Annotated in this window: 26 protein-coding genes; 9 read left to right on the top strand and 17 right to left on the bottom strand. The window is 61.5% G+C overall.

Features of this window, described 5'->3' with window-relative positions; all coding sequences use genetic code 11:
• Positions 1-850 precede the first annotated feature (850 nt).
• Entirely contained in the window at positions 851-1,351 is a 501-nt protein-coding gene (locus AC1DB0_RS25885; RefSeq protein ID WP_476758252.1) for a hypothetical protein, read from the bottom strand.
• Positions 1,352-1,389: 38 nt separating this feature from the next.
• Between AC1DB0_RS25885 and AC1DB0_RS25890 the strand changes: the two genes are divergently transcribed.
• Positions 1,390-2,544 carry an FUSC family protein gene (locus AC1DB0_RS25890; RefSeq protein ID WP_476758253.1) on the top strand — a complete coding sequence of 385 codons (1,155 nt, stop codon included), beginning with the start codon at positions 1,390-1,392 and terminating at the stop codon, positions 2,542-2,544.
• Here AC1DB0_RS25890 and AC1DB0_RS25895 read toward each other — a convergent pair.
• From AC1DB0_RS25895 to AC1DB0_RS25905, 3 genes are all read right to left on the bottom strand, one after another.
• Entirely contained in the window at positions 2,518-3,375 is an 858-nt protein-coding gene (locus AC1DB0_RS25895) for a hypothetical protein (protein WP_476758254.1), read from the bottom strand. The genes AC1DB0_RS25890 and AC1DB0_RS25895 overlap by 27 nt on opposite strands.
• A 285-nt stretch (positions 3,376-3,660) precedes the next feature.
• Positions 3,661-5,292: a hypothetical protein gene (locus tag AC1DB0_RS25900; protein ID WP_476758775.1), complete on the bottom strand. Its 1,632-nt coding sequence runs from the start codon at positions 5,290-5,292 to the stop codon at positions 3,661-3,663.
• Positions 5,293-5,384: 92 nt separating this feature from the next.
• Positions 5,385-6,485, bottom strand: coding sequence for a chemotaxis protein (locus tag AC1DB0_RS25905; protein ID WP_476758256.1), 1,101 nt, complete (start codon positions 6,483-6,485; stop codon positions 5,385-5,387).
• 155 nt (positions 6,486-6,640) lie between these two features.
• Here AC1DB0_RS25905 and AC1DB0_RS25910 point away from each other — a divergent pair, with 155 nt between their 5' ends.
• Positions 6,641-7,708 carry a helix-turn-helix transcriptional regulator gene (locus AC1DB0_RS25910; protein ID WP_175168590.1) on the top strand — a complete coding sequence of 356 codons (1,068 nt, stop codon included), beginning with the start codon at positions 6,641-6,643 and terminating at the stop codon, positions 7,706-7,708.
• Here the strand turns inward: AC1DB0_RS25910 and AC1DB0_RS25915 are convergent.
• The 7 genes from AC1DB0_RS25915 to AC1DB0_RS25945 form a co-directional block, all read right to left on the bottom strand.
• Positions 7,690-8,436, bottom strand: a complete 747-nt coding sequence (locus AC1DB0_RS25915; protein WP_342065652.1) for a hypothetical protein — start codon at positions 8,434-8,436, stop codon at positions 7,690-7,692. The genes AC1DB0_RS25910 and AC1DB0_RS25915 overlap by 19 nt on opposite strands.
• Positions 8,437-8,557: 121 nt before the next feature.
• Positions 8,558-9,487: a hypothetical protein gene (locus AC1DB0_RS25920; protein ID WP_454670058.1), complete on the bottom strand. Its 930-nt coding sequence runs from the start codon at positions 9,485-9,487 to the stop codon at positions 8,558-8,560.
• Between the two features lie 132 nt (positions 9,488-9,619).
• Complete coding sequence (locus AC1DB0_RS25925; RefSeq protein WP_346551908.1) at positions 9,620-11,260, bottom strand: arylsulfatase; 1,641 nt, start codon at positions 11,258-11,260, stop codon at positions 9,620-9,622.
• 567 nt (positions 11,261-11,827) lie between these two features.
• Positions 11,828-12,829, bottom strand: a complete 1,002-nt coding sequence (locus AC1DB0_RS25930; protein ID WP_054427670.1) for a Bug family tripartite tricarboxylate transporter substrate binding protein — start codon at positions 12,827-12,829, stop codon at positions 11,828-11,830.
• Positions 12,830-12,914: 85 nt separating this feature from the next.
• Positions 12,915-13,679 carry an SDR family oxidoreductase gene (locus AC1DB0_RS25935; RefSeq protein WP_175168593.1) on the bottom strand — a complete coding sequence of 255 codons (765 nt, stop codon included), beginning with the start codon at positions 13,677-13,679 and terminating at the stop codon, positions 12,915-12,917.
• Positions 13,680-13,829: 150 nt separating this feature from the next.
• On the bottom strand, positions 13,830-14,525 hold the full coding sequence (locus AC1DB0_RS25940; protein ID WP_476758259.1) for a fumarylacetoacetate hydrolase family protein: 696 nt from the start codon (positions 14,523-14,525) through the stop codon (positions 13,830-13,832).
• Positions 14,526-14,541: 16 nt separating this feature from the next.
• Entirely contained in the window at positions 14,542-15,495 is a 954-nt protein-coding gene (locus AC1DB0_RS25945) for a 2-hydroxyacid dehydrogenase (protein ID WP_476758776.1), read from the bottom strand.
• Positions 15,496-15,624: 129 nt separating this feature from the next.
• Here AC1DB0_RS25945 and AC1DB0_RS25950 point away from each other — a divergent pair, with 129 nt between their 5' ends.
• Positions 15,625-16,767, top strand: coding sequence for a citrate/2-methylcitrate synthase (locus AC1DB0_RS25950; RefSeq protein WP_441372081.1), 1,143 nt, complete (start codon positions 15,625-15,627; stop codon positions 16,765-16,767).
• Positions 16,768-16,834: 67 nt separating this feature from the next.
• Here the strand turns inward: AC1DB0_RS25950 and AC1DB0_RS25955 are convergent, their stop codons facing one another.
• The 3 genes from AC1DB0_RS25955 to AC1DB0_RS25965 all read right to left on the bottom strand — a co-directional run bounded on the left by AC1DB0_RS25955 (position 16,835) and on the right by AC1DB0_RS25965 (position 19,617).
• On the bottom strand, positions 16,835-17,356 hold the full coding sequence (locus AC1DB0_RS25955; protein ID WP_476758260.1) for a hypothetical protein: 522 nt from the start codon (positions 17,354-17,356) through the stop codon (positions 16,835-16,837).
• A gap of 55 nt (positions 17,357-17,411) precedes the next feature.
• Complete coding sequence (locus tag AC1DB0_RS25960; RefSeq protein ID WP_346551902.1) at positions 17,412-18,590, bottom strand: hypothetical protein; 1,179 nt, start codon at positions 18,588-18,590, stop codon at positions 17,412-17,414.
• Between the two features lie 142 nt (positions 18,591-18,732).
• Positions 18,733-19,617 carry a hypothetical protein gene (locus AC1DB0_RS25965; RefSeq protein WP_082387296.1) on the bottom strand — a complete coding sequence of 295 codons (885 nt, stop codon included), beginning with the start codon at positions 19,615-19,617 and terminating at the stop codon, positions 18,733-18,735.
• A gap of 212 nt (positions 19,618-19,829) precedes the next feature.
• On the opposite strand from AC1DB0_RS25965, the gene AC1DB0_RS25970 reads away from it, so the two are divergent.
• Positions 19,830-20,189 carry a toxin-antitoxin system TumE family protein gene (locus AC1DB0_RS25970; RefSeq protein ID WP_245636495.1) on the top strand — a complete coding sequence of 120 codons (360 nt, stop codon included), beginning with the start codon at positions 19,830-19,832 and terminating at the stop codon, positions 20,187-20,189.
• A gap of 2 nt (positions 20,190-20,191) precedes the next feature.
• On the top strand, positions 20,192-20,569 hold the full coding sequence (locus tag AC1DB0_RS25975; RefSeq protein WP_054427652.1) for an HVO_A0114 family putative DNA-binding protein: 378 nt from the start codon (positions 20,192-20,194) through the stop codon (positions 20,567-20,569).
• Positions 20,570-20,571: 2 nt separating this feature from the next.
• Here the strand turns inward: AC1DB0_RS25975 and AC1DB0_RS25980 are convergent, their stop codons facing one another.
• Positions 20,572-21,915 carry an MFS transporter gene (locus AC1DB0_RS25980; RefSeq protein ID WP_346551899.1) on the bottom strand — a complete coding sequence of 448 codons (1,344 nt, stop codon included), beginning with the start codon at positions 21,913-21,915 and terminating at the stop codon, positions 20,572-20,574.
• Positions 21,916-22,222: 307 nt separating this feature from the next.
• Here AC1DB0_RS25980 and AC1DB0_RS25985 point away from each other — a divergent pair, with 307 nt between their 5' ends.
• The 3 genes from AC1DB0_RS25985 (at position 22,223) to AC1DB0_RS25995 (ending at position 23,569) form a co-directional block, all read left to right on the top strand.
• Positions 22,223-22,456, top strand: a complete 234-nt coding sequence (locus tag AC1DB0_RS25985; protein ID WP_054427648.1) for a hypothetical protein — start codon at positions 22,223-22,225, stop codon at positions 22,454-22,456.
• Positions 22,457-22,509: 53 nt separating this feature from the next.
• Entirely contained in the window at positions 22,510-23,085 is a 576-nt protein-coding gene (locus tag AC1DB0_RS25990) for a sugar O-acetyltransferase (RefSeq protein ID WP_476758261.1), read from the top strand.
• 118 nt (positions 23,086-23,203) lie between these two features.
• Positions 23,204-23,569: a response regulator gene (locus tag AC1DB0_RS25995; RefSeq protein WP_245636493.1), complete on the top strand. Its 366-nt coding sequence runs from the start codon at positions 23,204-23,206 to the stop codon at positions 23,567-23,569.
• Between the two features lie 40 nt (positions 23,570-23,609).
• On the opposite strand, the gene AC1DB0_RS26000 is transcribed toward AC1DB0_RS25995, so the two are convergent.
• Positions 23,610-24,347 (bottom strand): hypothetical protein, encoded by a 738-nt coding sequence (locus tag AC1DB0_RS26000; RefSeq protein ID WP_476758262.1) that lies wholly within the window; start codon positions 24,345-24,347, stop codon positions 23,610-23,612.
• 222 nt (positions 24,348-24,569) lie between these two features.
• Between AC1DB0_RS26000 and AC1DB0_RS26005 the strand changes: the two genes are divergently transcribed.
• Positions 24,570-26,078, top strand: coding sequence for a pentapeptide repeat-containing protein (locus tag AC1DB0_RS26005; protein WP_476758263.1), 1,509 nt, complete (start codon positions 24,570-24,572; stop codon positions 26,076-26,078).
• A 51-nt stretch (positions 26,079-26,129) separates the two neighbouring features.
• Here AC1DB0_RS26005 and AC1DB0_RS26010 read toward each other — a convergent pair whose 3' ends face one another.
• Positions 26,130-26,696: a hypothetical protein gene (locus AC1DB0_RS26010; protein WP_054427638.1), complete on the bottom strand. Its 567-nt coding sequence runs from the start codon at positions 26,694-26,696 to the stop codon at positions 26,130-26,132.
• Positions 26,697-26,769: the final 73 nt, after the last annotated feature.

Raw genomic sequence — 26,769 nt, forward strand, 5'->3', positions numbered from 1 at the left:
GGTGCTGCGTGGGCGTTTTTTTAGGGGGGAGTTCTTGGGATCTTGCAGTCAGACTGCATTTTTTAATCCGACCTTCGCCGCAGAAAATGCAGTCTGGTTCCAGCAAAATCCAGTCTGACACCGGGCGATCCAAGGAAGAAAGGAGTGGACCAGTCGTGTTGACTGATCCAACATCCTTTGAATAGAATCCCCAACAGGTTGGTGATGGCTTCCAATGGGCGCAAGCCTAAGACCCATCATGTAAGACCTAGTCCCACCCCGCCCTAGAGGCGGGGCTTTTGTTTTGTGGCCGACCACAATCTTGCTACGGCCCACCGCAAGGGCAGCAAGCATAGAAAAAACCGGAGCATTGCTCCGGTTTTTGTTTGTCCCGCGCGTTGTCATGCCAGGCGCGGCACGGGCATCAGTCCGTTGCCGTGTCTTCGTAGGTCGCCCGTTGCCGTGGTGGCCCAGACGGCGCGCGCCCACGATTGCGGTCCGGAGCCTTCGCTCCGGACTCCCCCTTCGTCATCTTCGTCCAGGCCTTTGGCCTTCCCTTCAGATTCCCTCGGGCGCATCGAGGTTGCGCGCCGTCTGGGCCACCACGGCAACAGGCTGCCGGTGTCTTGGATCGGCGCGCTGCTAGGGCGTGCCTAAGTGACGAGTGCTGCGGGGCCGCCGAATTGCTGCCGCCCGGGCGGCGGCAATCGGCATACGGTGGTGGGGCGTCGGGGCGGTGTGCGCTTGCGCGCCTTTTCGATTGTGCGCTCGTGCATTTACACGTTTACGCTAACTCGTCGGAGAGGTGCAGCGCGCAACGGTCTGGGCAATAGCGGATGTTGGTCGTGCGTGACCGATCACTGCGCCATCATCAATACGTTTCGCGCGATGTCGAAAAGAAGGTTCCGCCTTTTCCATCAGGCGTCAACGTCACTTTGAACGGAATCTGCTGATTGCACAGTTGCACGATCCATCGTTCATCCACGCTTCCATACTGCCGGGACGCGGCGGAATTGCCGGTGCCAATCGGGTTGACCTTGACGACTTCCGTTTGAATTGCGTCGACCTTTTGGCAATTCAGTTGAACTTGGGCCTGCATCGAAATGTTCTGGGCGACGTCGGCTTTCAACGTGGCGCCGGCGTGCGTGTTGCCGGTGATGGGCGCTTTGGTCTGCGGGGCGGCGCAAGCGGCAAGCATAGAGGCGAAAGCGGCAATAGCGATCACGCGCGGATGGCGTTTCATGTTGACTCCCTTGGTGGTCAGTTTGATAAGCAGAATTTGGCCGGATCGAGAATACCGTACATCTATCGCGCGCTGATTGGCAGGCGCGTTTCGACAAGGCGGGGGAAGCTCCTTATTATTTGACTTCATCCCGCCGGCAACCCGCAGCGTCTAAGCCCCTTCATCGCATGACACTCGCCGATACGCTCTTGCACACCATCCGCGCGGCGATGTTTGCGCTGGGGCGTGAGCTTGCCGCGTGGAAGCCATCCCGGGCGCGCGCCACGTTTGCGATCGAGGCGGTGCTGTCCGTCGCGCTATCGGTTGCGCTCGCGAATGCGCTGCATTTGTCGTACACGTGGTGGGCGGCGGTCAGCGGGTTTGCCGTCATGCAGACGAGCTTCAACAGCTCGCTTGAGCGCGCGGCGCATCGGGTGGCCGGCACCTTGCTGGGCGCGGCGCTGGGGGCGCTGGCGGGGCCGTTGATTGGCGACCGTCCTGCGTTGTTCGTGCCGATGCTGGGCGTGATTGGCGGGGTGGCGGCGTATTACGCCAATGGGTCCAAGGCGCCGTATGCCTGGATGCTGGGTGGGGTGACGGCCTTGATGGTGACGTATGAAGCGCACGTGCTGGCGTCATGGGAGGCGACAGCCGTGTTTGCGGCGTTGCGCGCGGCGGAGGTCATTGTGGGGACGCTGGCTTGCGTGTTGGTGGCCAGCGCATTTCATTTCGGGCCGCAGTGGTATCGGCGTGTGCGGCCGCCACCGGTTTCGGCGACACCGCTGGCCATTGGTGAAGGCGCGGACACGGCACAAGCCAGCGCGCCGCCGCCTGACGTGTTGCGGCGAAACCGTTTGCTGCTGGGGGGGCAGGCGGCCTTGGCCATCGTCATTCTTGCCGCGTGCACCTACTGGTTCGATATGCCCGGCTTCGCGCAAGCGATGGTGACGACGATTGCGGTGTTGATCCTGCCGGCGGGCAAGCTGGTGGACAGCACGCGCCAGCCCATCATTGAAAAAATGGTGCAACGCGTGGCGGGCTGCCTGTTGGCCGGGGTGGTGGGCATGGCGCTTTTGCCGCTGATGCACGAGCAACCCGTTTGGCACATGCTGGTGCTGTCCTTGGGCGTGTGGGTCGGATGCCATGTGCAGTCGGGCCAGGAAGGCGCCAGCTATGTCGGCCGTCAGTTCACCATCGCCTTCATCATGGTGTTCGTGCAGGACCACCATTGGGCAAACGATCCGGCGCCAGCGCTGATGCGGCTATCGGGCATTCTGGCGGGCATTTTGGTGCTGGGGGCGGTGATGCTCGTCGTTTCAGCGATCGCGCATCGCAGGGGCTAAGTCGGCGCCCATCATGAATAGTGCAGCTTCGATCTGGCGAGCCGTCCAAGCGGCGGCCGTGGACTGCGCAGCGGCTGCACAGATGATCCAATTGGCTCGCATATTCCAGATCGCATGGCGCTGATGCTCTCGCAACGGTCCCGTAGCGGCGAAGTAGGGGAATAGTGTCTGATTGGGTGAACGCATTTTGAGGTTGGCTTTACTGGTGTTCGCGCGCATGCAGGCAAATCGCAACTGGGCGGGCACCGCGATGCCTTCCTGTTGACTCCACCGCAGCGCCAGCCACGCAAGGGCGGCAGCGACGCGGCTGTCATAGATCACGAAATCAGGCAGCGCCAGGGAGTGAATTTTGGTGGTGCCGGCGTTCGACCTGAGATCAGGTAACGCCTTGTGCGCAGAGCCGCCCGGGTCGGATAGCGCTTGCAGTACGGGGCGCAGGTAGGTTGAGAAGCCCGCTCGCTTACTGTCCAGCCAAGGGCCATTGCCACGCTTGGTGAACACGCCACCCCAGCGCATGATGGCTTCGGCCCAATGCGCGAGCTCTGCATCATTGACCGGCGTCTGATCCAGGCAGCGGCGTAGACCCGCTTGGAGCCTCTGCAGCAGGGCGGCGTTGACTAAAAAGTTGCTATGGGCAGGGATGCTTAGTTGGCCCTCGGGGGTCGGAATGTCGATCCGCTTGTTGGGCCAGCTGTAGCGGTCAAGGGCGTCCTTCAGGCTGGCGTCCACGCCATTCTCATGCCGATAGTCGAGCGGCACCTGTCCCGAGACAATCGAGGCAAGCCAATGGATAAATGGCGCTGAGCGCGCGAGATATTCAGTTTTGGTCATGGGATGTTGGGGTGTCACCTGAGGGGAACTCAGGGTGTTGCAGGGCTGCGCACACGCGCAGGTTCAGCGTCACGAAGTCGTCCCAGGAGAGGTGCTTCGCGTAATGCAGCGTGTATTGCCGGTCCACCCTGCAGAGGTCGGGGCGCTGCTCGTAGATGCCGCATTGCAGGCGGACGGCGTCGAAATGCAGGCACGTGCCGTCGCCGCGGTCCAAATGCCGAGTAAGCGCAGAGCGATCCACCAGCTGGCAGCATCGCCCGCACTGCGAGCAGGGAAACGGCGAGTTCACTTGGCCAATGACGCGAGCCAGCTGCGTGTGCTGTCGGCATTGCCCATTTCATAGGGCAGCGCGATGCCGCGTTCTTTGATCTCCCGCAGGAGCACGGCGCCACGCGCCGTTTCGGTTTTTGCGCTGCTCAAATCCAGGGCGAAGTCTTCAAGTTCGTCGACATCGACATTCAATTCGATACGGGCGATATCTTCCAAATACTCGTCCAACTGCGCGTTCAGAGTTTCGAATTGCCGCAGTGTGAGCGCGTGGCTGCTGCGTTCAATCAGGAGCCAAATGCGTTCCATCATTTTGCTGTGCAGCAGGACGTAGTGCAGACCCAAGGTAACGATGCCGGTCGTCAAGGCGCCGATGAACGCCGCGAGCTCTCCGCCGAACGGAAAGCTCATGATAGGCACCAGTTGCGCGTAGACCAGGCTTCCCACGGCGGTCGCAACGCCTGCGGACAACGCAGCGACGACGGCCTTTGTCAGGTCGACTGTGGACAGGCCGTCGGGGTTGAAGACCAACAGCTTCAAGGCTGCCGTCATTTGCCCCCACATCTCGCGAATGATCTTGATCGCGCTCTTGCCAGTGGTGGCCACGATGTTGAACATCGTGGTGGTCACGCTGCCCAGGATGCCGGCGAACGCGCCGTCTTTGAATGCGGTCAGAAAATCTTTGAATCGCGCCTTCACGCGAGTCCAGATGCTCTGGAGCGTGCGTTCCGCCTCTTGCAGAAATGTTGCTAGCGAGAAATTCACGCGCATTTTCTGCATGAGCGCGGGCAATGCTTCGCGCAACTCGAACCAGATTTCAGCGGCGACCAGACCCAGCATCTGCCGGGCTCCCATGCGTACGCCTGCGTTGCCTGACGCGCTCAGGGTCGAGCCCCAGAATTTGCTGCTGGTGTAGTACTTCTTATTGATGGTGCCGTCGTATTGCTTTCTGGCTGCCAAGTCCTTTTTCCGCATGGCTGCGGGGTCGATCGATTCCAGCTCCTGGAGCTGCGACTCGGTCTTTTCTATTTTTGTTTTTTGTTGATCGGCTCGATGCCGTTGCTCAGGCGTATTTCGTGGCATCGACTCCAAGGTTTTACGATCGGCGGTCAGGGTGGCCCTTTTTTGATTAATCTTGCCAGGCAGCGCAGTCAGAAACTCTTCGACCRGCAAAGCCTGCTTCGATCGATTGATACTCCGATGCGTGGAAACCAGATTGGAACTGTGGTTTGCCAGACTCATTCCGGAAATGTCCGCCAATACGCGACCGGCATCATCATGAATGGTCTTTGCCGCAATCACATGATCCAGGTCGCGAATTCCGTTCTGCACGGACATCCGGCTGGACGTATAACCGTCCTGGAGTTTGCCGGATTGCTGGAGTGCGGCGTCAGACTTTCCCTTGTCTATGTACCTGCGATCGCTATGATAAGCGCCCTTGACGTCCGAATACGCGCCGCGCTGGTCGTACTTGTCATGCTCTGCCTGGGTCGCCCAGACTCCGCTTCGCGCATTATGAATCGTGTCGACTTCGCCGCCATGCTTGTCTTTGAATAACAAGAAATCCAAACCGAAACTCGTGGCGAGGCTTCGAACGACGGTTTTTTCCAACTCTTCTGCCCAGGGATACTGGCTGGCGATAGCGTGCATGGTATTCAGATCGGATTAATGGCGAGGGGGCCACGCAAAAGGCGGCAATAGGGAGAGGGAGTCCTGCTCCCTCCGTGCGAAGTACGAGTGGGCTAGCGGTGTTCGTAGCGCGTGGCGTCCTGCTTGGCGGCGTCGAGCACATCGTCGATCTTGTCACCATTCAGCATCATCGACCCATCTGCGTCCTTGAGCATTTCGGGCAAGCCGTTTTCATCGACGACGATGGCGCCACGAGCTTCCTTAACCTTGAAGAGCGGCGTGGTAATGACTTTGGTCAGAATCGAGGCGAGCGCATAGCCGTTTTCGATGATCTGCGTGACCGACGTGCCCAGTTTGGCGAGCTCGGCGGCGACGTCGACATTGCGGCCCTTCAGGTCATCGACAAGTGCGCTGACGTCTTTGAGATCATCGAAATAGCAATGGAATTCACGATAGATGCGCGTCAAGGCGCGCTTGATCCGGCGTGCATATTCCTCGGTGTCTGCCAGGAACTCATCTGCCTTACCCAGTTTCTTGATGGCGGCATCCGCTTCGTCGGATGCCTTATGGGCGTTTTTAAGGGCTTCTTCGCCGTGGTTGTCATAGGCCCAACCTGCGATTGCCAAGATCGGTGCAGCCACGGCGGCACCCAGAATGGCGGTGCCGCCAGCCATGCCCAAACCCCCTGCAGCGAGCGAGCCGCCGCCAATGGCGGCCAGGGTGGCGTTGGTGGCCGCAGCGCCCGCCAACGCGGAAATGGCCGTACCCGTTGATGCCGCGCCCAGGGCCATAACCCCACCATACACCGCAAAACCCGCCGCCGCGCCAGCCGCGCCCGCACCGGCAATGCTGCCCAGCACCCCAACGGCGGAATAACTGTAATTCTCAATTTTCTGAAGTTCCCGCTTGGGGAATTTGACCTCCAGCTTGTCTTGAGAATTCGCGTTCAGGTCATTAATCAGCGCATCTGCCAGGGTTTTGAATTCACCGAAGCTCTCGCCGATTTCAAGTTCCAGATTACCCAGGGCCGTCAACGCCACTTCGGTTTTCTTTTCTTGGGCATCAAAGACGGTGCGACGTTCGTCATATGCAGCTTTTGCCCGTTTGACGATGTCGTCGGCTTCGGAATGCTTTTGATAACCGTCATAACCTTTTTTGGCGCCGTAGCTGGCTGCAACTAAGGCTGCGGCACCGATGATCAAGGGAAGGGGCATTACTGTCGTCCTCTCTGTTAGAATGTGTTACACGAAAGTATAACAGTATATTAATAGAAGAAACTGAATATTGCTTAGCCCGTAGAGCCAGATTGGGATTTGGCCTATGAGCTTGATTTGAATTGGGCCCAAGAAAATTGGGGATGGAGGGACGTATGGCAGGCGAAGATTTCACGCCTTTGCATTGGGATGTGCTTGAAATGCTTCAGCGTGACGGGGGATGGGTGTCGTCGCGCATGCTTTATGAATGGTTGCGGCCCCGGTATGGATATTCGGCGTCTTCATCCAAGACCATGCAGAGGGCGTTGCAACGGCTGCTTCAAGACGGCGTTGTTGACTGTCGTGGGCAGGGAAGTGCGCGTAGTTGGCGTGGCATCCCCGAGAAGATGCCGGGCAAAGCCGAGGTCAAAAGTGTGGAACTGGCGGTTGCGCTTTTGCAATTGGAGCAATTCGCCTCAAACCAATTGCCTGCCGAGGCGCTCAGAACATTACGAGAGCACTGCGACCGCAGCCGAGAGCTTCTCGCTAGCCATCCTACGTATCCGCGGTATCTGCAAGGCCGCGCCTGGCGTGGCAAAGCGGCCATCATCGACTCTGGGTTTCCCTTGATTGCTCCCGAGCAGGACGAGGCCATCATGGGCGCATTGACGGACGCGCTGTACCGCAATACGAGCCTGGACCTGGGCTATCAGAATGTGGCGGTATCGACCAACGCTCCGGTTCATTACCGAGTGTCGCCCTTGGCCCTGATCGAGCGTGGCAGTGTGCTGTATCTGGTGTCGTGCCGACGTTCCCGGCGCAGCGGGAAGTTCGTGCGCTACTTGCACCGCATTGACAGGATCACCAGCGCCGTTGCCACCCATGAACCGGCGGATACCGACACGGGCTTTGATCTCGAGCGATTTTTGCGCCAGGAACATACATTGTTGTTCTTTCCCGAAGCCCCTCAGCGAGTCACCTTGAAAGTCCGAGAGCGCGACTTCCGAAGCCGGTTGCGATACTACCGGCTCTCGGAGGATCAGGTCATCAAAGAGACACGAGAGGGCTTTGAAATCGTGGCGACGGTGCGTCCGTCCTTGACGTTCAAGCAGTTCGTGCTTGGATTGGCGCCGGACGTCATGCTGGTCAAACCGGCGTATTTGCGCAAAGAGATTCAGGCGGTGCTTGCCCAGGGGGCGTCGGCTTACTTGACGGGTGACTTTGTTCAAACTGCTGCAGACTGATTCGTACCCTGCCATGGGAAGCCCACCAACGCATCGATACGCAGGACGCCGTCAAGCGTCATGGGGGCAACGGCTGTTTCGTGCAGGTCTTGCATGCCGGCTTCCACCAGCGTGCGTTCAAACGTTGCGGTTGGAACGCCGGCCACTGACAAGGCGGCGGGATGCATGAACGACGCTTCGGATACCTGTCTCATCAAGGCAGGAAAATCGACTTTATCGTCGTCGGATGCTGTAATGGCCAGCAGATTTCGCTGCGTCAGTGGTTGGACGGCCTGCCATCCTGGCAAATCTTGGTAGCCCCGTTGCGGTTGCCATGCCATGGCCGCGAGCGCTCGAATCACCGCCTGCGTTTTGGTTTCCCATGCAAAGCCGGCCGCCGCCACCCATACCCCCAAGCGGTCCACTGGCAACTCGCTGAATTTACCGCGGCAGACCGCTAGGGCCGGTTGGCCTGCCTCGCGCGCCCGCCGCATGGCTTCGACAGGGCCAAAGGTATTCCACACTGCATGTCCCGATTCGCCAGCCAACGCAGCAATATCAACCAGGTGCAACGTCAGCGCTTCGCGGTCAGCGCGCTCTTCTGCAAACCAATCGAGCGCGGGCACTTGACGGTTAAGCGTTGCCGCCAAGGCGATGACCTCGTCAGCCGGCATACCCCATCCTTCGAGTTGCACGGAGGCCTTGTTAGTGCGTTGAATCGATTGATGGTTGGTGGACGTGTGTGACACAAAAGACTCCATTCAGACTCGGAAAATTGAAGTCTGAATGGCGCTCTGGACATTCCTTGTCCAGAGCCAGAACTTTCCATCTGCTGCGGATTTGGCCGGCGCACCGGTTCGCGTGCCACCCTCAAAAACTCACCGCCAGCCCCACCGAAAACCCCGAGACGTTTGTTCCAAACACATACCGCCCCACCAATCGGGTGCGGGTGATGATCATGTCGTAGGCGCTGGAATCCAGCTCCAGGCCGGCGCCAACGGATGTCAGGCGGTCGAATCCCAGCACGCCGCGCTGGTCACCCAGAAACTCGGAATGGGTCAGCTCCAGCACGTAGCGCAGCGGGCGTTGCAGCATCACAAAACCGGTGGGGGCCCGGTAGCGAGCCCACAGGTTTGCGGATTGGGCAATCGCGTTGCCTTGCACCGCGGCCGAGCTGTCGAAGCTCTTTAGCCGGATGTCGGAATAGCGCAATTCCACATCCACTTCGTAGCCGGGCCGGTAGTGTTCGTAGTCCAGCATGATCGAGCCGCCCAGCCCATAGGCGTTCAGCGATCCCTTGTCCAGGAATGTGACGTCCGTGCCGGTCTTTTGGCCGACGTACCAGCTTGCAGCCCGCAGGTCGCTGGTGACGTTGCCCAGCGCAACGTTGAAGATGGGGCGCAGCTTCAGTTCGTCGGTCAGTTTGAAGTCCCAGCCGATGCCGCCGGTTGCCGACACGCTGTTCCATTTGGTGGGGATGTTGCGGGTCTCGGCGCCTTGCGTGGCGATGAAGGTCGGGTCATAGCGGCTGCCGGCCAGCACGCCTTCCAGATAGATGGGGACCGATTTCGAGATCGTGTCGCCGCCACCCAGCTGCGTCATGAAAAATTCCGAGGAGCCTGACGTTGTGCCRCCACCGCCACCGATGGATAAGGAACTCGTCGTGATGTCGGGCACGATAGAGAACGACATCAGCGCAAGCACCCCATTGGCGCGCTTCTGCAAATCGTCCTGGCTCAAGCGCAGGGTGGGTTGGGCCAGGGCGTCAGGCGCCGCCGCGCAGGCCAATGCAGCGATCAGCCATGCGTGTGTCCAACGGGCGTGCCCTCTGGCTTCAGCGTTCTGGTGCACCGTTTTTCCTTGTCCGAAACGCACACGCGCCGCGCGTGGGAGGCTCCCTTGCGCGGCGCGCTATTCACCAGGTTTCCTGGCTTACTTGGGGCCCTTGCCCTGCTTTTTCTGTTCTTCGAAATACTGTTCGATCTTCTTGTCCACGTCGCGCTGTACCTGGTCAGTACTGAAGCTGGGCGGGTTCTGGCTGGGCGGCCATTCGATGAAGGTCTCCAGGAATTCCGATGCCTTGGCCGAGCCTACGAAGGCCAGATACGCGTTCTTCGTCAGCCAGTCGTTGTACTGATCGGAAACGATGTCGGCACGTTCGTACGGGTCCATGCGCAGGTTGAACACCTTGGGCACGCGCAGGCAGACGAAGGGTTCCTTCCAGACCGCGAAGCCTCCTGGCGATTTCTGCTCGCAGAACACCACCTTCCAGTTCTCGTAACGCATGGCGACCAGCAGGCCGTCATCGTTGAAGTAGTAGAAGTCTTCGCGTGCGCTCTTGTCGCTTTTGCCGGTCAGGTAATCGATCTGGTTGTAGCCGTCCAGGTGCACCTTGAAGTCGCGGTTGGCGCCGTTGGGTTTCCAGCCCTTGAGCAGACGTTCCTTCACGCCATCGTCACCGGCGGCGGCAAGCAGCGTCGGGAACCAGTCCATACCGGACACGATGTCGTTTTTGACCGACCCCGGCTGGATGTGGCCCGGCCAACGGATCATCGCCGGCACACGGAACGCGCCTTCCCAGTTCGTGTCCTTCTCACTGCGGAACGGCGTGGATGCGGCGTCCGGCCACGAGAACTGGTTGGGGCCGTTGTCCGTCGTGTAGATCACGATGGTGTCGTTGGCGATGCCCAGGTCGTCGAGCTTTTTCAAGAGCTTGCCCACGTCCTGGTCGTGCTCCCACATGCCGTCGGCGTAATCATTGCCGGGCATGCCGCTCTTGCCCTTGTGTTCAGGCCGGATGTGCGTGAACAAGTGCATGCGCGTGGAGTTCATCCACAGGAAGAASGGCTTGTCGTCCTTGCCGTGCTTGTCCAGATAATCCAGCGCGGCCCCCACGGTTTCGTCGTCGATCGTTTCCATGCGCTTGGTGGTCAAGGCGCCAGTGTCTTCGATCTTGCCGTCAGCCGATGCCTTGATCACGCCGCGCGGCATGTAGGCCTTGATGGCGGGGTCCGTGGAGTTCTTCGGGAAGTAGGGGCGTTCGGGTTCTTCTTCGGCGTTCAAGTGATAAAGGTTGCCGAAAAACACGTCAAAGCCGTGCTTGGTGGGCAGATATTCGTCGCGATCGCCCAGGTGGTTCTTGCCGAATTGGGCGGTGTTGTAGCCCTGGCCCTTGAGCGCCTGGGCGATGGTGATGTCGCGGTCTTGCAGGCCGACGGGCGCGCCCGGAATGCCCACTTTCGACAAGCCGGTGCGGCGGGCGGATTGGCCGGTAATGAACGTTGACCGCCCGGCGGTGCAACTGTTCTCGGCGTAGTAATCCGTGAAGATGGCGCCTTCGTTGGCGATGCGATCAATGTTGGGGGTCCGGTATCCCACCACGCCACGTGTGTAGGCGCTGATGTTCGCCTGCCCGATGTCATCGCCGAAAATAACGAGAATATTTGGTTTCTTGCCAGACGCCTGTCCTGCCGTGCCGGACGCCGCGTCTTTAGTTTGCGCCAGGGCGCCACCCATCACGGAAAATCCGCCGACGGCGATTAACGCCGCTCCCAACCATCGCCTTGCTTTCATGACACCCCTCCTTGCCTTCGCAGGCTGTGTAACTCCTGGGTCTCTCAATAGCTTCAATGCGGTTCGATTCAGGACTGCTGGTCAATGGCGCGGGGGGGCGTTCGCCGCTCGCGCGATACGTGGGCATTCAGGGGTGGGGCAGGAAGCGCGGTGTGCGCGGCAGAGGCGCAGCGGGGGCAAGAAAGCCCGGCGGGGGAACAGAGACATGGTGTTGCCGGCGAGCCAGGCAATGCCTGGTCTGCGGCCAATCAACCTGCAAATGCTGCGTCACGTGCCCTCCAAACTTCCGACTTCAAAAACGGAATGCCGATCAATGATCTAGGGTTACCACGAATTGCTAGTCATGCTGGGATTGAATTAACGCTTGCGAAACGAAGAGCGGGAGTTGTCCCTGGTTAATGTTCGCGAAAATCAGGATACATAACCTTTTTCTGATTTTCTACATTTTCCCTTTCTCACAACACGTTTTTTTTGTGGCCCGCATGTACGTTGTTGGCGGGCTAGGCGTCCCTGTGCTTGCCGTTCCCTGATGGCCGCAGCGCACAGGGAACGGCTACGCAGACGACGTCACTCGGGCTGAATACCCGCTTCCTTCACAACCTTGCCCCACTTGGTCAAATCAGCCTGAATCACTGCCGCGTATTGTTGCGGTGTGCCTCCCTGGACCTCGATCCCGGCGGCTTCCAGTTTTGCGCGCACGGCGGGCTGCTTCAGCGCCGCGTTGATTTCGGTATTGAGCTTGTTGATGATCTCTTTCGGCGTGCCGGCAGGCGCCAGGAAGCCGCCATTGGTGTTGGCGTCGTAGCCAGCCAGCCCTTGCTCTTGCGCGGTCGGCACATCAGGCAGCGCCTGGGCGCGCTTGGCGGTGGAGATCGCCACGGCGCGGACGTTGCCGGCCTTGACCTGTTCCTGCATGGCGCTCAGCGTGTCGATATACAGCACGGTGCGGCCGGCCAGCAGATCGGGGTGCGCCGCTGACGAGCCCTTGTACGGAATCATCAGCATCGGCGCGCCGCTGACCATGCGGAACATTTCGGCGGCCATCTCCTGCGCGCTGCCTCGGCCCGACGTCGCCACCTTGGCCTCGTCGGGGTTCGCCTTCATCCAGCTGACGAGCTCGGGCAAGGTCTTGGCGGGCACCTTCGGGTACACCGCAAACACCAGCGGAATTTCGTGGGTGTAGACGATGGGTTCGAAACTCTTTTGCGGGTCCCAGCCCAGGTTTTTGAATAGGTACTTATTGATGTTGTGGCTGCCGCCCACAATGCCGATGGTGTAGCCGTCGGGCTTGGCGTTGGCCAGCAGCGCGGTGCCCAGGTTGTTGGATGCGCCGGGCCGGTTGTCCACAATGACCGGTTGCCCAAGCGACTGCGACAGTTTCTCGCCGACCACGCGCGCGATGATGTCGATGCCGCCGCCCGGCGGCGCGGGGACGATGATGCTGATGGGGCGCGTGGGGTAGCTCTGCGCGCTGGCCTGCGTGGGCGTGATGGCCACGGCGGCCAGCGACAGGGCCAGGGTTTTAGGTAGGGCCTTGGCAAGAACCTTGGCCAGTGTGGTGATCTGCATGCTTGTCTCCTTCGGGGGTGATGGTCAACTTCAGTCAACTCTGGGTTTGCAGTGCTCTGTGTGCTTGCGGTGCTTGTGTGCCGCGCTAACCGCGCCCGGTAAAGGGCATGGCGCTGGCCATGATGGTCATGGTCAACACGTTGGCGTCCAGCGGCAGGGCGGCCATGTGGCGCACCGCATTGGCGACGTGCGTGGCGTCCATCATGGGTTCCGGCGCTGTCGTGCCGTTGGCTTGCAAGACGCCGCGCGTCATGCGTTCTGACAGCTCGGTCAACGCGTTACCGATGTCGATCTGGCTGGCCACGATGTTGAAGGCGCGGCCGTCCAGCGATAGCGCTTTGGTCAGCCCGGTGACGGCGTGCTTGCTGGCGGTATAGGGTGCGGTGTAGGGGCGCGGCGTATGCGCCGAGATCGACCCGTTGTTGATGATGCGGCCGCCCTGCGGTGTCTGCCGGCGCATCAGCCCGAAGGCGGCGCGCGCGCACAGAAATACGCCGGTCACATTGGTGTTGATGACGCTGAACCACTTGTCCAGCGGCAGCTCATCCATCGGCACGGCGGGCGCGTTGACGCCGGCGTTGTTGAACAGCAGATCCAGCCGGCCAAAGCGTTGTTCGATGGTGTCGAACAGCGCTTGCACACTGGCCGGGTCGGTGACGTCGGCAGGCACCGCCACCGCAGTCTGGCCGCGCGCGGTGGCGTCGGCGGCCAGCGTGTGCAAGGGGTCGGCACGCCGGCCCGCCAGCACGACTGTCCAGCCGTCGTTCAGCAGACCCAGCGCGGTAACGCGGCCGACGCCGCTGCCAGCGCCGGTGACCAGGGCAATTTTTTGGGACGAGCTTGCGTTCAAGGGTGAACTCCTGATGTCAGAAAACGAAGGGAAGACTAGGGGCGTGATGGCTGTTGGGGCCGGTCTGTTGGGCGGCCTGTTGGGGCCGCTCGTGGGGGCAGCTTGTTGGGGTAGCTCGTTGGGGCCGCTTGTTGGGGTAGCTCTTGGGCATTACGCGGCGCATGGGGCGACAGTCATGGACAGCTCGCCAACGCCGGCAATACCGGCGGTGATGACATCACTTGGCACGAGCGGCCCCACGCCCGCAGGCGTGCCGGTGTAGATCAGGTCGCCCGGCATCAGCGCCACTGAACGAGACAGCATCGCCACTAGCGCCGGCACCGGCCACAACAGTTGGGACAGGTCCGTGCGCTGACGCTCAACGCCATTCACTGCCAGCCACATCGCGCCGTGTGTGAGGCGGCCGGCGCGGCTGACGGGAACGATGGGCGTACACGGTGCTGAATAATCAAACGCCTTGGCGGGTTCCCACGGGCCGCCCGCAAGCTTGGCCTGTTGCTGCAAGTCACGCCGCGTCAGGTCAAGACCCGTGGCGTAGCCCCAGATGTGATCCGCTTGCGCCTGTTCCGGCGTCAGGTTCCGGCCGCCTTGGCCGATGGCGACGACGAGTTCCACCTCGTGGCAGAACTCGGCGGTCTCGGGCGGGTAGGGCAGCGGCCCGCTTGCTGGCACGACGGCGCTTGCGGGTTTCATGAACCACGCGGGCATGGCTTGGGGCGCGGGTTCATTGGCATCCCATCGGTAGTTGCGGCCGATGCAGAACACGCGCGCCACGGGAAAACGCAAAGCGCTGCCCGCCACGGCCAACGTGACGGGGGCGGCAGGGGAAAAGACGAAGTCGGACATGGCGGGCGCTTGCGGGTCAGGTGGTCAGGCTCATCGCCGGGCGTTCGCCCGCGAGCGCCTGCGCCACGCTGTCCAGCACCATCTGGCCCATGGCGTGGCGGGTTTCCCACGTGGCGCTGGCGCGGTGTGCTTGCAGCGTTGTGMGGTCGGTGTTGCGCAACGCCTGCGGTACACGTGGTTCGTCAACAAATACATCCAGCCCCGCGCCCGCGATGCGGCCGTCGGCCAGCGCCTGCGTCAGGTCGGCCTCATTGACCAGCCGGCCGCGCGCCACATTCACCAGGAAGCCGCGCGGGCCCAAGGCGTCCAGCACGGCGGCGTTGATGATGCCCTCGGCCTTGTCGGCCGCGGCGCACAACACCAGCGCATCGGAAGCCGCCGCCAGGTCGAGCAACGCAGGCACGAATTCATGCGGCACGTCGTCCATCGCGCGCAGGTCGGTGTAGCGGATCGGGCATCCGAAGGCGGCGGCGCGCACGGCCACGGCGCGGCCGACGCGGCCCATGCCGACAATGCCTACGCGCATGCCGCTGAAGCGGCGCGCAAGCGGAATGGCGCTGGGCTGGGGGTTCAGTTCCCACAGGCCGTCGCGTACAAAACGGTCGCCGGCACACAGGTTGCGGCACGCGGCGATCAGCAAGCCGATGGCCAGATCCGCCACGTCTTCGGTCAGCGCGCCCAGTGTGGCGGTTACGGGCAGGTGGCGGCTGCGGCAATACGCCAGGTCCACCGCATCCGTGCCCACGCCGTTCACGGCCACGACTTTGACGTTGGGCATTTGTTCCAGCATGCCGCGGGATATCCCCGTGTGCCCGCCCGTGATGACGGCGCTGATGGACGCGCCGTGCTCGCGCAGCCAGGCTGGCTGATCGGCAATCTCGAAGAACTTGTGTACCTGGTAAAGCGAGGCCAGCTCGTCATTGATGGCGGGAATCAGGATGGGGTTCAGTTGCAGGACCTGGGGCTTCATAGGGTTCAGCTCAAGTGGGCGGCATGGCGAACATGCGTGCGTGAATGATTGATCCCATCGTATTTAATGATTGATTTGCAAAGCAATATTGATCTATAAAATCAACATATAAACTTGCAACAAGACATCATGGGTTCCTGGATTTCAATGGCCGAGGTGTGCAGCCAATTGGGCGTGCGGCCGCAGACCATCTACGCGTATGTCAGCCGCGGCAAACTGGAAGTGATGCCAGATCCGGCCGACACGCGGCGCAGCCTGTACCGGGCAGAAGATGTGGCGGGCTTGGCCAAGCGCAAGCAGGCTGGGCGCAAGCACGAAACGCTTGCCACCAACACGCTGTTCGGCGCTGAACCCAGCATCCCAACCGCCATTTCGGCCTTCATTCGCCAGCGCTTGGTGTATCGCGGGCAGGATGCGGTGGCCTTCGCGCAGACGGCCAGCCTGGAAGCCGCGGCGCAGTGGTTGTGGAACGCCGAGCACCCGGTTGATTTTTCATCCGCGACGCGTGTGTCGTCACCCGGGCGGGTAGCGGCGTTCACGACGTTGGCGGCGCTGGCCGCCACCGGGCATTCCACGCATGGGCGCATGACGCGCGTGCTGCATAGCGAATGCCAGGCGTTGGTCGGGCAGTTGGCCAATGCGTTTGGCGCGCAGCCGGGCAAGCAGCCGTTGCATCTGCGTTTTGCGCAAGGGTGGAAGCAGCCCGCGCACGTGGCTGAGGGGTTGCGCACCGCCATGGTCTTGCTGGTGGACCACGAACTCACCAGTTCCGCCTTTGCGGCGCGCATCGCGGCGTCGACGGGCGCGTCATTGCCGGCGTGCCTGCTGTCTGGGCTGACGACGTTGTCAGGCCCGCTGCATGGCGATGCCTCGGGGCGCGTCAAGGCGCTGTTCAATGAGGTGGAACGCTTGGGTGAAGACCAGGTGATTGCGCATTACCTGTCTACCGGCCTGCCGCTGCCGGGGTTTGGGCACCACCTGTACCCCGACGGCGATCCGCGCGCAGCGGCGTTGTTGGCGCAGTTCGAGCCGCCCGACGTCATCGCGCGCTTCATCGAAAAGGCCACGCAGCTGACGGGCCTGCCGCCGAATATTGATGTGGCGCTGGCGGCGCTGGTGGCGCATTACCGCTTGCCGGAAGATGCGGCGTTTGGGCTATTCGCCACCGCGCGCAGCATTGGCTTGCTGGCGCACAGCCTGGAGCAACTTAGCGTGGCGCAGGTGATCCGGCCACGTGGAAGATATGTTGGGGTGATGCCGGAAGCGGGCTAACGGCAGCTGCACGGTGCGGCGTGGGCAGCGGCACGGCGCGACGGGGGCAACGCGCCACGATGCCGCGCTAGGTGGGACGCGGCTTGTGAGCCATCCAGGGCCTGCCATGGAACAGCAGGGTGCAGACTGCGGCGGCGGCCAAGCCCGGTGCGGCGCCCGCGCGAAAGGCCTCGCCGGCAAAGCGCAGGCTGTCGCTGTTGACAATCGCCAAGACCAGCGCAAAGCCGTACACGGCGCCGGCGGCGCAGGCCAGTGCAAACGCGGGCCAGGTAGATTCTGCGGACCATGAAGATGAGGATCGTGCGGGCTTTAGCGCCCCGGCGGTCACGCCGCACATCACTGCCGGTAAACCGCCCACCAGATAGGCCACCTGCAACCCCTCCAGGTCGCGCATCAATTGCGGAATCGACATCGTGAGCGTCACGACGAGCAAGCCGACAGGCGGGCCGATCACGCCGTAAAGCAGCGCGCCCGTGATAAGGGTTCGGGTGATGGACCCAGGCGTGTCATCCGGCCGGCGGTGCAGGCAGCGATAGATGACGGCCGCGGCCGCAAGCAGAACGATAACGCCAACCAGGTAGAGGTTCATGGCGCGATTTTGCCATGATCTTCACGCCCGGCGGGCGCACGATTCGCGTGTAGGGTCAGGCGGCGATAGACATCGGTGACGGCCCGGGAAATTCCGGCAGCACGATGTCGCAATGGCCTGGCCGCACCCAACGCACCCGCTCGCGCGTGGCGTCAATGCAGCCGCCTTCCGCGTAGACGCCTTGCGGGTCGCGGATGCGCGCCATGCGTTCAAGAATGGCGGCGGTGGCATCCGCGTCGGCCAGTGTCTGCTGCACKCGTTCGTGAACGATTTGCTCGTCCATGAACAGCTTGCCGGATGCGTCTTTGCGCAGGCCATGACGCCAATGGAATATCTCCACGCACTTTGACGTCAACGTATAGGGGCTGCCGTGTTCCCAGAAATTATTGAACTGGCCATTGCCCAGATAAAACACCCACGACCCTTCGTAGCCTTCCACATCGGAGGACGCAGCGTCCGGGTTGCGGAACCAGAGCCGGTCACCCGGCACGTAAAAGCGTTGCGGCAAAGGCGCGTCCAGCGATCCGTATTCGTGCAGGAAGGCGTCATGGAAACGCCCGGACATGACCGCACGCGTTTCCCATTGGCGCTGCAAACGGCGCGCGAGTTCCGGGTTGGCCTGCTGCAATTCCTGAGCAAGGCCCAGCACCGTCACGTATTCCGTCGCCCGGTAGCAAGAGAACGCATACAACTGGCCCGACGCGTCAGGCTGCGTGGCGCGGCGCAAGCCCTCGATCAGCGAGCGTCCTGGCAGCACGGTAAAGCCGCTGTCTTCGTGATACGTCCAGAAGTCCTCGGGACGCTCGGCGTGTTCGGTGTCGAACGCCAGGGCCGTCTTGCGCGCGGCTTGGACGATATAGCGGCGGATGCGTACCGCCGATTTCAATTCCGCGACATCGGGAAACGTGAAGGCGATGGGGCTGGCCAACATCGCCAGCAGAATCTCGCGGTCGAGATCGCCGTCATCAACGTCGGTCCGCAACCCCAGCCGCTGCGCGATGCCAGTAGTGTCGTAGCCGGGGGCGATGACATCGGCCACGGCCGTACGCAACCAGGCATGCGCGCCCGGTGACGCGCCGGTCAGGCCTGCGCCGGTGGCCGCATCATGCAGCCCGGATTCCGATAGAAATCGGTCCAGGTCTTGCCGCGCGATGTTTGCCTGACGGGAATCTGAAGACTCGATACGAATGCCGCCCACGGGCGGAGGAGTCGTGACCTGCTGAAGAAGCCGCATGGAATTCGAACCGCGAATGCGGTAGAGATGCTATGCGGAAATTGTAGGCAGGCGGCCTTAATTGCACCTGTACGCAAGCTGTATTGCAGCTGTATTGCGGTGGCGTGTGGCGCGTTTTGGCCGCCTGCTTTTGAGCGGTTGCTTACTTGCTGACGTAGGCCTTTTTCGCCGGGTCGAAAACATAAGTCGTGATGTCGGCGGCGCCCAGATGGCGGGTCTTGTTGGGGCCAGAAATCGTCGTGCCCTTGGGCGTGATCTTCAACGCCGGCATGTCGGTCTTGCCGTCGGGCATAAACTCCAATTCGCCGGAGCTGCCCGTGCAGGGCATGACTTCCCCATCGGCGCACGCCGCGCTGTTGTCTTCTCCGGTCAACACGCCGCCCACGTACGTCCAGACATGGTCGTTACCGTCGCGCTTGAGGCGGTCCGGATTGAAGACCAGCAAGTCGTAGCCGTCGCTGGTGATGCCGTTGTCAAAGCTGGTGGTTGGCACCGCCAACAGCAGCTTGCCGCCGGGCGTGCGGTGTTCGATCGCTTTGCGTTTGGGGTCCACGTCGGTACCCCGTTCGTACGCGCCGAACGTGCCGATGGTGGGTTCCATGCCACGGAATTTCCACGGCTTGTCGGAGGCCGGGTCCGTCAGCGTGAACGTGACTTCCGTAAGGTTGACCTGCGTGCCGGGGCCGACCTGATCTTCGCCCGGTTTGCCATAGCGATCCGCCGTGTCCCACGCGAAGCCGGTGTAATAGTGCGTGCCTTCGGATTCAAAGGCATGACCGAACCAATACGTGGCGACGCTGCCGTTCGTGACCTCATACGTGGTCTCGCCCTTGCCGTCCACGTCATAAATGGCGTACATCACCGTGGGCGCATCGGGAGGAGTGACCGCCGCAGCGGCTTCCTTGGAGATGGGGGCGGGCGCAGCGGGGGCAGCAGCGGCCGGCGCCGACAGCGCCGCAAACGCGGCCACAAGCAATCCGGCCAAGGTACTGCGCAGCGTCGGGCTGGCCTTCAGGGTCTGGGTCATGGAGTAGGCGCTTTCCTGTTGATTTTTTTGGAACGCAAGGGTGCTGGTTTTTATATTGCAGGCTGATTATCTGTCACGCGCCAAGGCGGGTTAAAACGCCGCAAGATGGGGTGCCACGCCGTGCGGAGGCGAGTATAAGGGCGCATGATTGCCATTGGGCTTCATGATATTTCAGGTATTGCTGGGCGGTTACATGTTGGAAGGATGCTGCTGTGCTTGTTGGCAATTCCGCCAACATCGAGTATGTTGGCGGAATTGCCAACGCAGCTGCATTTCTTTTTATATGCCTCATGAAAGCTCAACTCATCATCAGCGACAAGAGTGTTGGCGAAGACGGCGGGACCCTGCAGATCGTCATCTGGAAGGTTCCCGAGCCGGTTCCGCCGACCACCCACGGTTTCAAATATCGCTTGGCCTACATCCGTAACGGCAGGCGAGTTGTCGGTTTCGATAACGAACGGGGCAAAGGGGACCACAAGCATGTCGGAAACGGCGAGTATCCCTATGAGTTTTCGACCGTCCGGCAACTGTTGGAAGATTTCTCAAGTGAAGTCGAGAAATGGAAGGAGTGAAAATGAATCGGACGTTAACCATCACGATTAATCAGGACTGGCGCGCGTTCCTGTCCGATGCGAGCCGCCGTGCGGAGCGTGGCGTCGCAGACGGTTCCTACCAAGGCGAACGGCTCAATTTCGAATCGCCAGCCGCATTCTTTGGCCAGCTCACGGAGTTGCGCTGGAACATTGTCCGCATAATGCTGGGGGCGGGTGAGGTCGGAATTCGTGAGCTTGCGCGTCGCTTGGATCGTGACGTGCGCCGGGTACACCAAGACACGCAAGCGTTGGTCGAATTGGGGATACTGGAAAAATCAGAGGACGGTTCGGTGAACTGCCCGTTTACTGATATTCATATCGACATGCACTTGACCAAATCGCTGCCCGAAGCGGCCTGAAATCAGTCCCCACCCGGCGCAGGCACCGGATTCGGCGCTGCCGAAAGCACCGGTTCCGCGGCTTCCGCGCCCGGCACGACGTTCGTCAGGTCTTCGGTCATTTCGTGATCCAGCGCGCCTTGCACCAGGTCTTCCGTTACGCGCATCTCGACGCCGGCTGGCGACATTTGCGCGGCGGCGGCGAAGGGGGCCACCGGTGCGGGGGCCGGGCGCTCGCCGCGCCGCCAGATGAAGAAGACCATCAAGCTCAGGTTCAGCACTGCAAAACACCAGAAAAACCCGGCGGCGCCGAACGTCGACATGACGGGTGAAATGGCTAGCGGGCTTAGCGCCGAGCCTAGCGAATTGATCAGCAGCAGCCCCTGAATCATGCGGATCAACGCATCGGCCGGCGCGCGGTCGGCCGCGTGGCTGACGGCCACCGGATAGATGGCGAACACACCGCCGCCCAATAGAAACAGCAATACGATCAGCAACGGAGAGCCCGCGGGCAGCAGCAGAATCAGCAGGCTCAACACGGTGCAGAACACGGCCAGCGCAATCAGCACCACTTGGCGGTCGCGCAGGTCAGACCAACGGCCCACGGGATACTGCAATACCATCGCGCCCAGAATCACGGCGCTCATCATCTTGCCGACGTCGGCCACGTCCAGGCCGATGCGCTGCAAGTACAGCGGCAGCAAGGTGTACACGGCGGCAATCGCCACCCCAGACCCGAAACAGCCCATCACGCCCGTGGGCGTCATGCGGATCAGGTGTTGTGGCATTAGCGGTTCAACGCGTTCAACCAGCGGTGAGATGCGCGGAATGATGACCATCGGCATCACCGACAACGAGGCCAGCAGCCCCGCCACCATGAAGGGCGCCATGTCGCCCAGTTGTGTGAGGACGCCCAGCTGAAGCTGGCCCAGCACGCCCGAGCCGTAGAGCGCAATCATGTACAGCGCCAGCAAGCGCCCGCGCATCTTCGGGTCGCCTGCGAGCAGCAGCCAGCTTTCCACCACCAGAAACACGCCCACGCAGGCCCAGCCATTGATCAGGCGAAGCACGAACCACGCGGTCGGCCCGTAGATCAGGCCTTGCAGCAAGACGGTGACGGCGATCAGCGACGCAAAGCTGCTGTAGGCGCGGATGTGGCCGATGCGCGCAATCAGCCGGTCATTGAAGATGGCGCCCAGCGTCAGGCCGATGAAGTACGACGACGAAATGATCCCGATGACGGTGGCCGATTCGCCCGCAGCGTCCAGACGCAGCGTAGTCAGAGAGGAGATGAATGCGTTGCCGATGCAGACAACGAACAAACCTAGAAGCGGCCCAAGGACTAAGGCCAACAACTGCCGAAACATGAAATTCTCGAAGGCGGGAGGGGGTGATGACGCATCCGGGCACGCCGGAATGAGGCGGGGAGGGGGGAAGCCGGCGGGATTGTAGCGCTGAATACGGAGGCGGCTTTTTTGCGGGCGGCGGGGTGTCAGGAACGAAAGTTGCTGCGTGCGTCGGCCGCGTGGCATCACGGAAGCCGCAAGCCGCAAGCCGCAAGCTGCGACCCGCAACCCGCAACCCGCAACCCGCGATACGCGATACGCGATACGCAGGCCGCGATAGGCAAGCCGCGACCCGCCAGCCGAGATACGCAAACCCCAGGAGACAACCATGACCGAATCCAAACCCGCGCCCGCGCCCAATCCGCCGCCATCACCCCACGTAGATCGCAGCGACACGGGCGGGACGGGCCAGCCCGTGGCCGATGGCCCGCCGCAGGGTGACGTCAATACCGATCCCAATACCAATTCCGGCTATCCGGCGGGCGGCTCCCAAGCGCAAGAAGGCAAGGACGCGTTTGGCCGGCCGACTCCTCCGGACGCGCGCGACAAGCCGGCGTCGTAGCACCCGTTGTTGCCTCCAAGAGCTTGGTGCCCGCCGATAAATAAAGGAATCCGATGTCTATTCCCGCGCTCACTGGTGAGCTGAAGAAAATGCTCGCAGGCGAACTCTATGACCCCTCGGCCGCTGAGATTCAGCAAGCGCAGGCGGCCACGCTGTCGTGGCTTGCCCGCTATAACGCAAGCCTGTCGCAACCCTTGCCGCAGCGCCGTGGGCTTCTGTGTGAGCGGCTGGGCGCGGTGGGCCAGGGCGCGGTGATCCGGCCGCCGTTCCATTGCGACTACGGTTTCAATATCAGTTTGGGCGCCGACGTTTTTCTGAACTTCAATTGCGTCATTCTGGACGTGGTGCCGATTGTTATTGGCGACCGCACGCAAATCGGCCCTGGCGTGCAGATTCTGGCGGCAGACCACCCCCGCGATGCCGCAACGCGCGACGCGGGCTTGGAATATGGCCGGCCCATTCAGATCGGCAAAAGTGTCTGGATCGGGGCAGGGGCGATAATCTTGCCCGGCATCACAGTGGGTGATGGCGCAATCATTGGGGCGGGCAGCGTCGTCACGCGCGACGTGCCAAGGGGCGCTACCGTGGCGGGCAATCCCGCGCGCGCACTGGGCAGTCATGCAAAATAGCGGTTTCGTGCCGATACAAATGCTTTACACCTATACGGCTTGCTTGCCCTACCATCGCGGGTTCTTCAGGCCGGCCAGAACCAGAACACTAATGCCGCCTCACGCGGACTGAATAAGTATGATGAAAATTCTTTTGGTCGATGATCAGCCGATGCTGATCGACATGTTGAGCGAGTTCCTGCGCAGTGAAGGCTACAACGTCACGACGCATACCGATGGGTTGACGGCGCTGCAGCAGATGCTGGATCTGCGCCCGGACCTCGTGATCACCGACTTTTCCATGCCCGGCATGAACGGCGCCGCGTTGTTGACCGCCATGCGCGAAAACGCTTATCTGAGCGACACGCCAGTGCTGGTATTAAGCGGCCGTCCCGAGCATGAAATTGATGCAGCCTGTGAAGGCTACGCGGCCTACCTGTCCAAGCCGGCTGATCCGGCGGAAGTGCTGCGAACCATCTGCCGCGTGACGCGCGCGTCTGCGTAGCGTTGCACCCAACCCGCCATGCGCCCCATCGCAGGGCGTTTTAATCCGCGGAAGGCTCGCCACCCTCATACGGACTCAAGTCCACACCGGCATCCTGAAACCGCCGCACCACCGCACGCAGCGCTTGCGAGCGTGAGGCGGACGCGGTGGCCGCTTCTATGTGCTGCCGGCATTGCGCCATCTCATCGGGGCAACCGTGGTCAGCGGGCAGCTGACTTGCGTAGAACGCCACATTGATGGCCATCCGCGACACGCTGGCCTCGGTCGGCTTGCCTTCATAGAAGTTGGCCACATCGGCTTTCAGCGCAGCCACCGCCTGGCGCCCGACGACGGCGGCGTCCTGGCAATCCGAGAAGGTGGGGGAGCTATCCACTACGCGCATCTTGCCGCACACGAGCGTCAGGCTTGCTGCCGGCGACATCCCCAGGGGAAGTTCGGCGCGCACCATTACTGGCTGTGGGGTCGCGAAGACGGCCATATGCTTGCCGCGTGCATCGCGCTCGATGGACGCGACGGCGCCAGAGACCAGCAGGGCGTTGTCCATTGAGGCCGGGTAGGGAAAACTGGCGCCGCGGGCGTAGGCCATCGCAACCGCTACGGCCGGCGCTCGGGCCAGCCCCAGGCGGCTTCCGATGACCGTCTCGCCACCTTCAAGAAAGGCGTTGAACTCATCGCGCAAGACGGCCTCGAACACGGCGGTTTCAGTCGGGGTAGGGGAATATGCTGCGCTGCTTAGCGCGGGAAACACTGCGCAGAACAGGGCGATGAAGCGGTTCATGGATACGGCGTGATCATTCAATGAAGGCGCAAGATTAACCCGAGCTTTCTGAGGGGCCGCGATCCGCTTTAGGTCCCGGATGGCAAGGGGTCATTCGAACGGATGAGGACAGGATTACACCCAGACTCATGCTTTTGGGTGACGCGGCGCGCACGAATCTCGTGCTGGCGGGCAGTACTATTTTCGGGCCAGCCGGATTCGCACAGTGCCTGAGAGGGATGCATGAGCGACAGCGACGCCACCCGAAAAAAGCCCCCCGGAACGCCACCCGCCGATCCGCACAAAGCCGCGCTTGAACTGCGCAAGCTTGAACTCGAGATCAAGGCGCTGACGTTCAAGCAATCACGGCTGGGAAGGCTGACCGAAATCTTGCAGGGCGTGGTGCCGATCCTGGCGATCTTGAGCCTGGTGTGGACGGTGGTGGTCGGGCTGAACCAGCAAGAGGCGCAACGTAAGGACGCGGAAAGTGCGCGATTTGAACGCGCATTCGCCAAGCTGGGCAGCAGCGTGCCCAGCGAACGGGTCACGGGTGTGGCGCAGGCGTCGGCCCTGTTGCATGCGGCGGGGGGCGAGCGCGACAGGGATATTTTGATCGCGCTGGCAAATCAGCTTGCTCTGGATGGAAACGCGGCGGTTCGAAGTGCGATAGTGAATGTGCTGTTGAATCTGGATCACACGACGGACGCGGCGACATTGAATGCCACGTTGAAGACTATCGTGGACTTGCATCGGGTAATTGTGCAATCGGCGGGCCTGACGCCGTTTGAGCTGTCAGCGGCAATAAAGAGCGACCGAGGCATCTACTTCATTCCGGGTCTTAGCGATGCGACAGAGGCTGATGAGCAAATGATTGATGAGACGTTTGCGCGGTTGGAAAGCATGCGTGGGGTGTTGATGGCGTTGCTGAAAGCGGGCGGCCGCACGCGGCAGATGGACTATATCTACTGCCCTGATTGCCCCTTCGACGAGTTGGGGGTGGATTTTTCTGAGGTCAGTTTTCAGAACGCCATCTTGCCCAGCACGCAATGGAGTCTGGTTCGCCTTGCACGCAGCAGCTTTAAGGACGCCGTCTTGACGGGAGCCAACTTCACAGGTGCCATGCTAGAAGGTGCGGATTTCAGCGCTGACGAATACAACACCCAACATGCGGAATATGTCGCAGCGGACGCGATTCGCCGCAGGTCCCGGGCTGAATTGCCGCGCGTGCTGGATGAGTTCAGTACGCATGCGCCCACCTTTATCTGCGCCAATCTGAAGCATGCAAATTTTTCGGGCCGCTTACTGTTCTGGCGGATTGACGATAGCCCTGCCGATCAACCAAACGACAGCTTCTTGCGCGCCTTCCTCAGGGCGAACATTGCCGGCGCGGATTTCAGAGAGGCGCAAGAGATGGTCATACGCCGCGTGGAAGCGGGTCGGGAGAAAGACCCGTATGTGAGGTCGCATCGGGTGGTGGCATCTGAGAGCAACCCGAATACCTACTACTACACCACGATCATGCTGACCTACCTGGATATTTCCCATCGGGCGCGCAGCGCAGTGCTGGCTCGGGAACAAGATCTTACTTTGCAGTCCATGGCGGAATCATTCCTCATGGCTGATGACGTCGAAGAAGCGCGGTTCCCGGAAGGCGTGCAAGCCGCGATCAAGGCTCTACGTGCAAAGCCGAATTCTTTCAAATTCCCGACCTGCGACGTCTACCTGAAGGATCTTCGTGACGCCCAGCGTTAATGCGTGCGTTTATGCATGCCCGCATTCGCTGGCGGCTGCGTAAGCGTATCCCTACTTCACCACGTAGTTATTCGCCTCGTTTTCCCCGGCCCACTTACGCAGCGCTGCAATGAATTCTGGGCACACGTTGCCGTCGACGCTGGCGTTGGTGATGACGCTGTTTTGCATGCGCATCAGCACCGTGCATTCGTACACGCGCGAACGGTTCTGGTAGTGGCCGGTGGTGTTCGTCTGGAACACCGGTGTCGCGGCGGTGGTGTTGGTGGCGGGGATCATGCCCACGACCTGCTGGCTGGAGCCCGTCGTTACCCACTCCGTGTAGGGGGCCGTCTGATAGTCAGACCACTCCAATTCCATCGTGTTGCCGACGGCGCGCTTTTTCGACGGCTCGCCCAACGCGGCAATCGCGTCGTTGATGGACCGGCCTTCCATGTTCTTGGCCACGTTCACGCTTGGCGAGAATGACAGGCCTGACTTGAAGACATTGCCCAGCGACGGCAGGGTCGAGCTTCCGCCGGTGGGCATCGGGGCGCAGCCGGCAAGCGTTGCCGCAGCGGCAATCAAGCTGGCCGACAGCAACAGGGGCCGGCGATTCAAGGTGTGCGATGGCGACTTCATGGCTTGCGGTCGATGCTCCGTGGCGGGTCTGGCCTTCGCGTTGGCCTTGCCGCAGGGCAAGACATGGGCGTGG

The organism is Achromobacter sp. 10T422, from assembly GCF_056394065.1.

Excerpts from the sequence above, each read along its gene's own strand:
- AC1DB0_RS25885 (WP_476758252.1), bottom strand. The coding sequence starts at position 1,351 with ATGAAGTCAAATAATAAGGAGCTTCCCCCGCCTTGTCGAAACGCGCCT.
- AC1DB0_RS25890 (WP_476758253.1), top strand. The coding sequence starts at position 1,390 with ATGACACTCGCCGATACGCTCTTGCACACCATCCGCGCGGCGATGTTT.
- AC1DB0_RS25895 (WP_476758254.1), bottom strand. The coding sequence starts at position 3,375 with ATGACCAAAACTGAATATCTCGCGCGCTCAGCGCCATTTATCCATTGG.
- AC1DB0_RS25905 (WP_476758256.1), bottom strand. The coding sequence starts at position 6,485 with ATGCCCCTTCCCTTGATCATCGGTGCCGCAGCCTTAGTTGCAGCCAGC.
- AC1DB0_RS25910 (WP_175168590.1), top strand. The coding sequence starts at position 6,641 with ATGGCAGGCGAAGATTTCACGCCTTTGCATTGGGATGTGCTTGAAATG.
- AC1DB0_RS25930 (WP_054427670.1), bottom strand. The coding sequence starts at position 12,829 with ATGCAGATCACCACACTGGCCAAGGTTCTTGCCAAGGCCCTACCTAAA.
- AC1DB0_RS25940 (WP_476758259.1), bottom strand. The coding sequence starts at position 14,525 with ATGTCCGACTTCGTCTTTTCCCCTGCCGCCCCCGTCACGTTGGCCGTG.
- AC1DB0_RS25950 (WP_441372081.1), top strand. The coding sequence starts at position 15,625 with ATGGGTTCCTGGATTTCAATGGCCGAGGTGTGCAGCCAATTGGGCGTG.
- AC1DB0_RS25955 (WP_476758260.1), bottom strand. The coding sequence starts at position 17,356 with ATGAACCTCTACCTGGTTGGCGTTATCGTTCTGCTTGCGGCCGCGGCC.
- AC1DB0_RS25965 (WP_082387296.1), bottom strand. The coding sequence starts at position 19,617 with ATGACCCAGACCCTGAAGGCCAGCCCGACGCTGCGCAGTACCTTGGCC.
- AC1DB0_RS25975 (WP_054427652.1), top strand. The coding sequence starts at position 20,192 with ATGAATCGGACGTTAACCATCACGATTAATCAGGACTGGCGCGCGTTC.
- AC1DB0_RS25980 (WP_346551899.1), bottom strand. The coding sequence starts at position 21,915 with ATGTTTCGGCAGTTGTTGGCCTTAGTCCTTGGGCCGCTTCTAGGTTTG.
- AC1DB0_RS25985 (WP_054427648.1), top strand. The coding sequence starts at position 22,223 with ATGACCGAATCCAAACCCGCGCCCGCGCCCAATCCGCCGCCATCACCC.
- AC1DB0_RS25990 (WP_476758261.1), top strand. The coding sequence starts at position 22,510 with ATGTCTATTCCCGCGCTCACTGGTGAGCTGAAGAAAATGCTCGCAGGC.
- AC1DB0_RS25995 (WP_245636493.1), top strand. The coding sequence starts at position 23,204 with ATGATGAAAATTCTTTTGGTCGATGATCAGCCGATGCTGATCGACATG.
- AC1DB0_RS26000 (WP_476758262.1), bottom strand. The coding sequence starts at position 24,347 with ATGAACCGCTTCATCGCCCTGTTCTGCGCAGTGTTTCCCGCGCTAAGC.
- AC1DB0_RS26005 (WP_476758263.1), top strand. The coding sequence starts at position 24,570 with ATGAGCGACAGCGACGCCACCCGAAAAAAGCCCCCCGGAACGCCACCC.
- AC1DB0_RS26010 (WP_054427638.1), bottom strand. The coding sequence starts at position 26,696 with ATGAAGTCGCCATCGCACACCTTGAATCGCCGGCCCCTGTTGCTGTCG.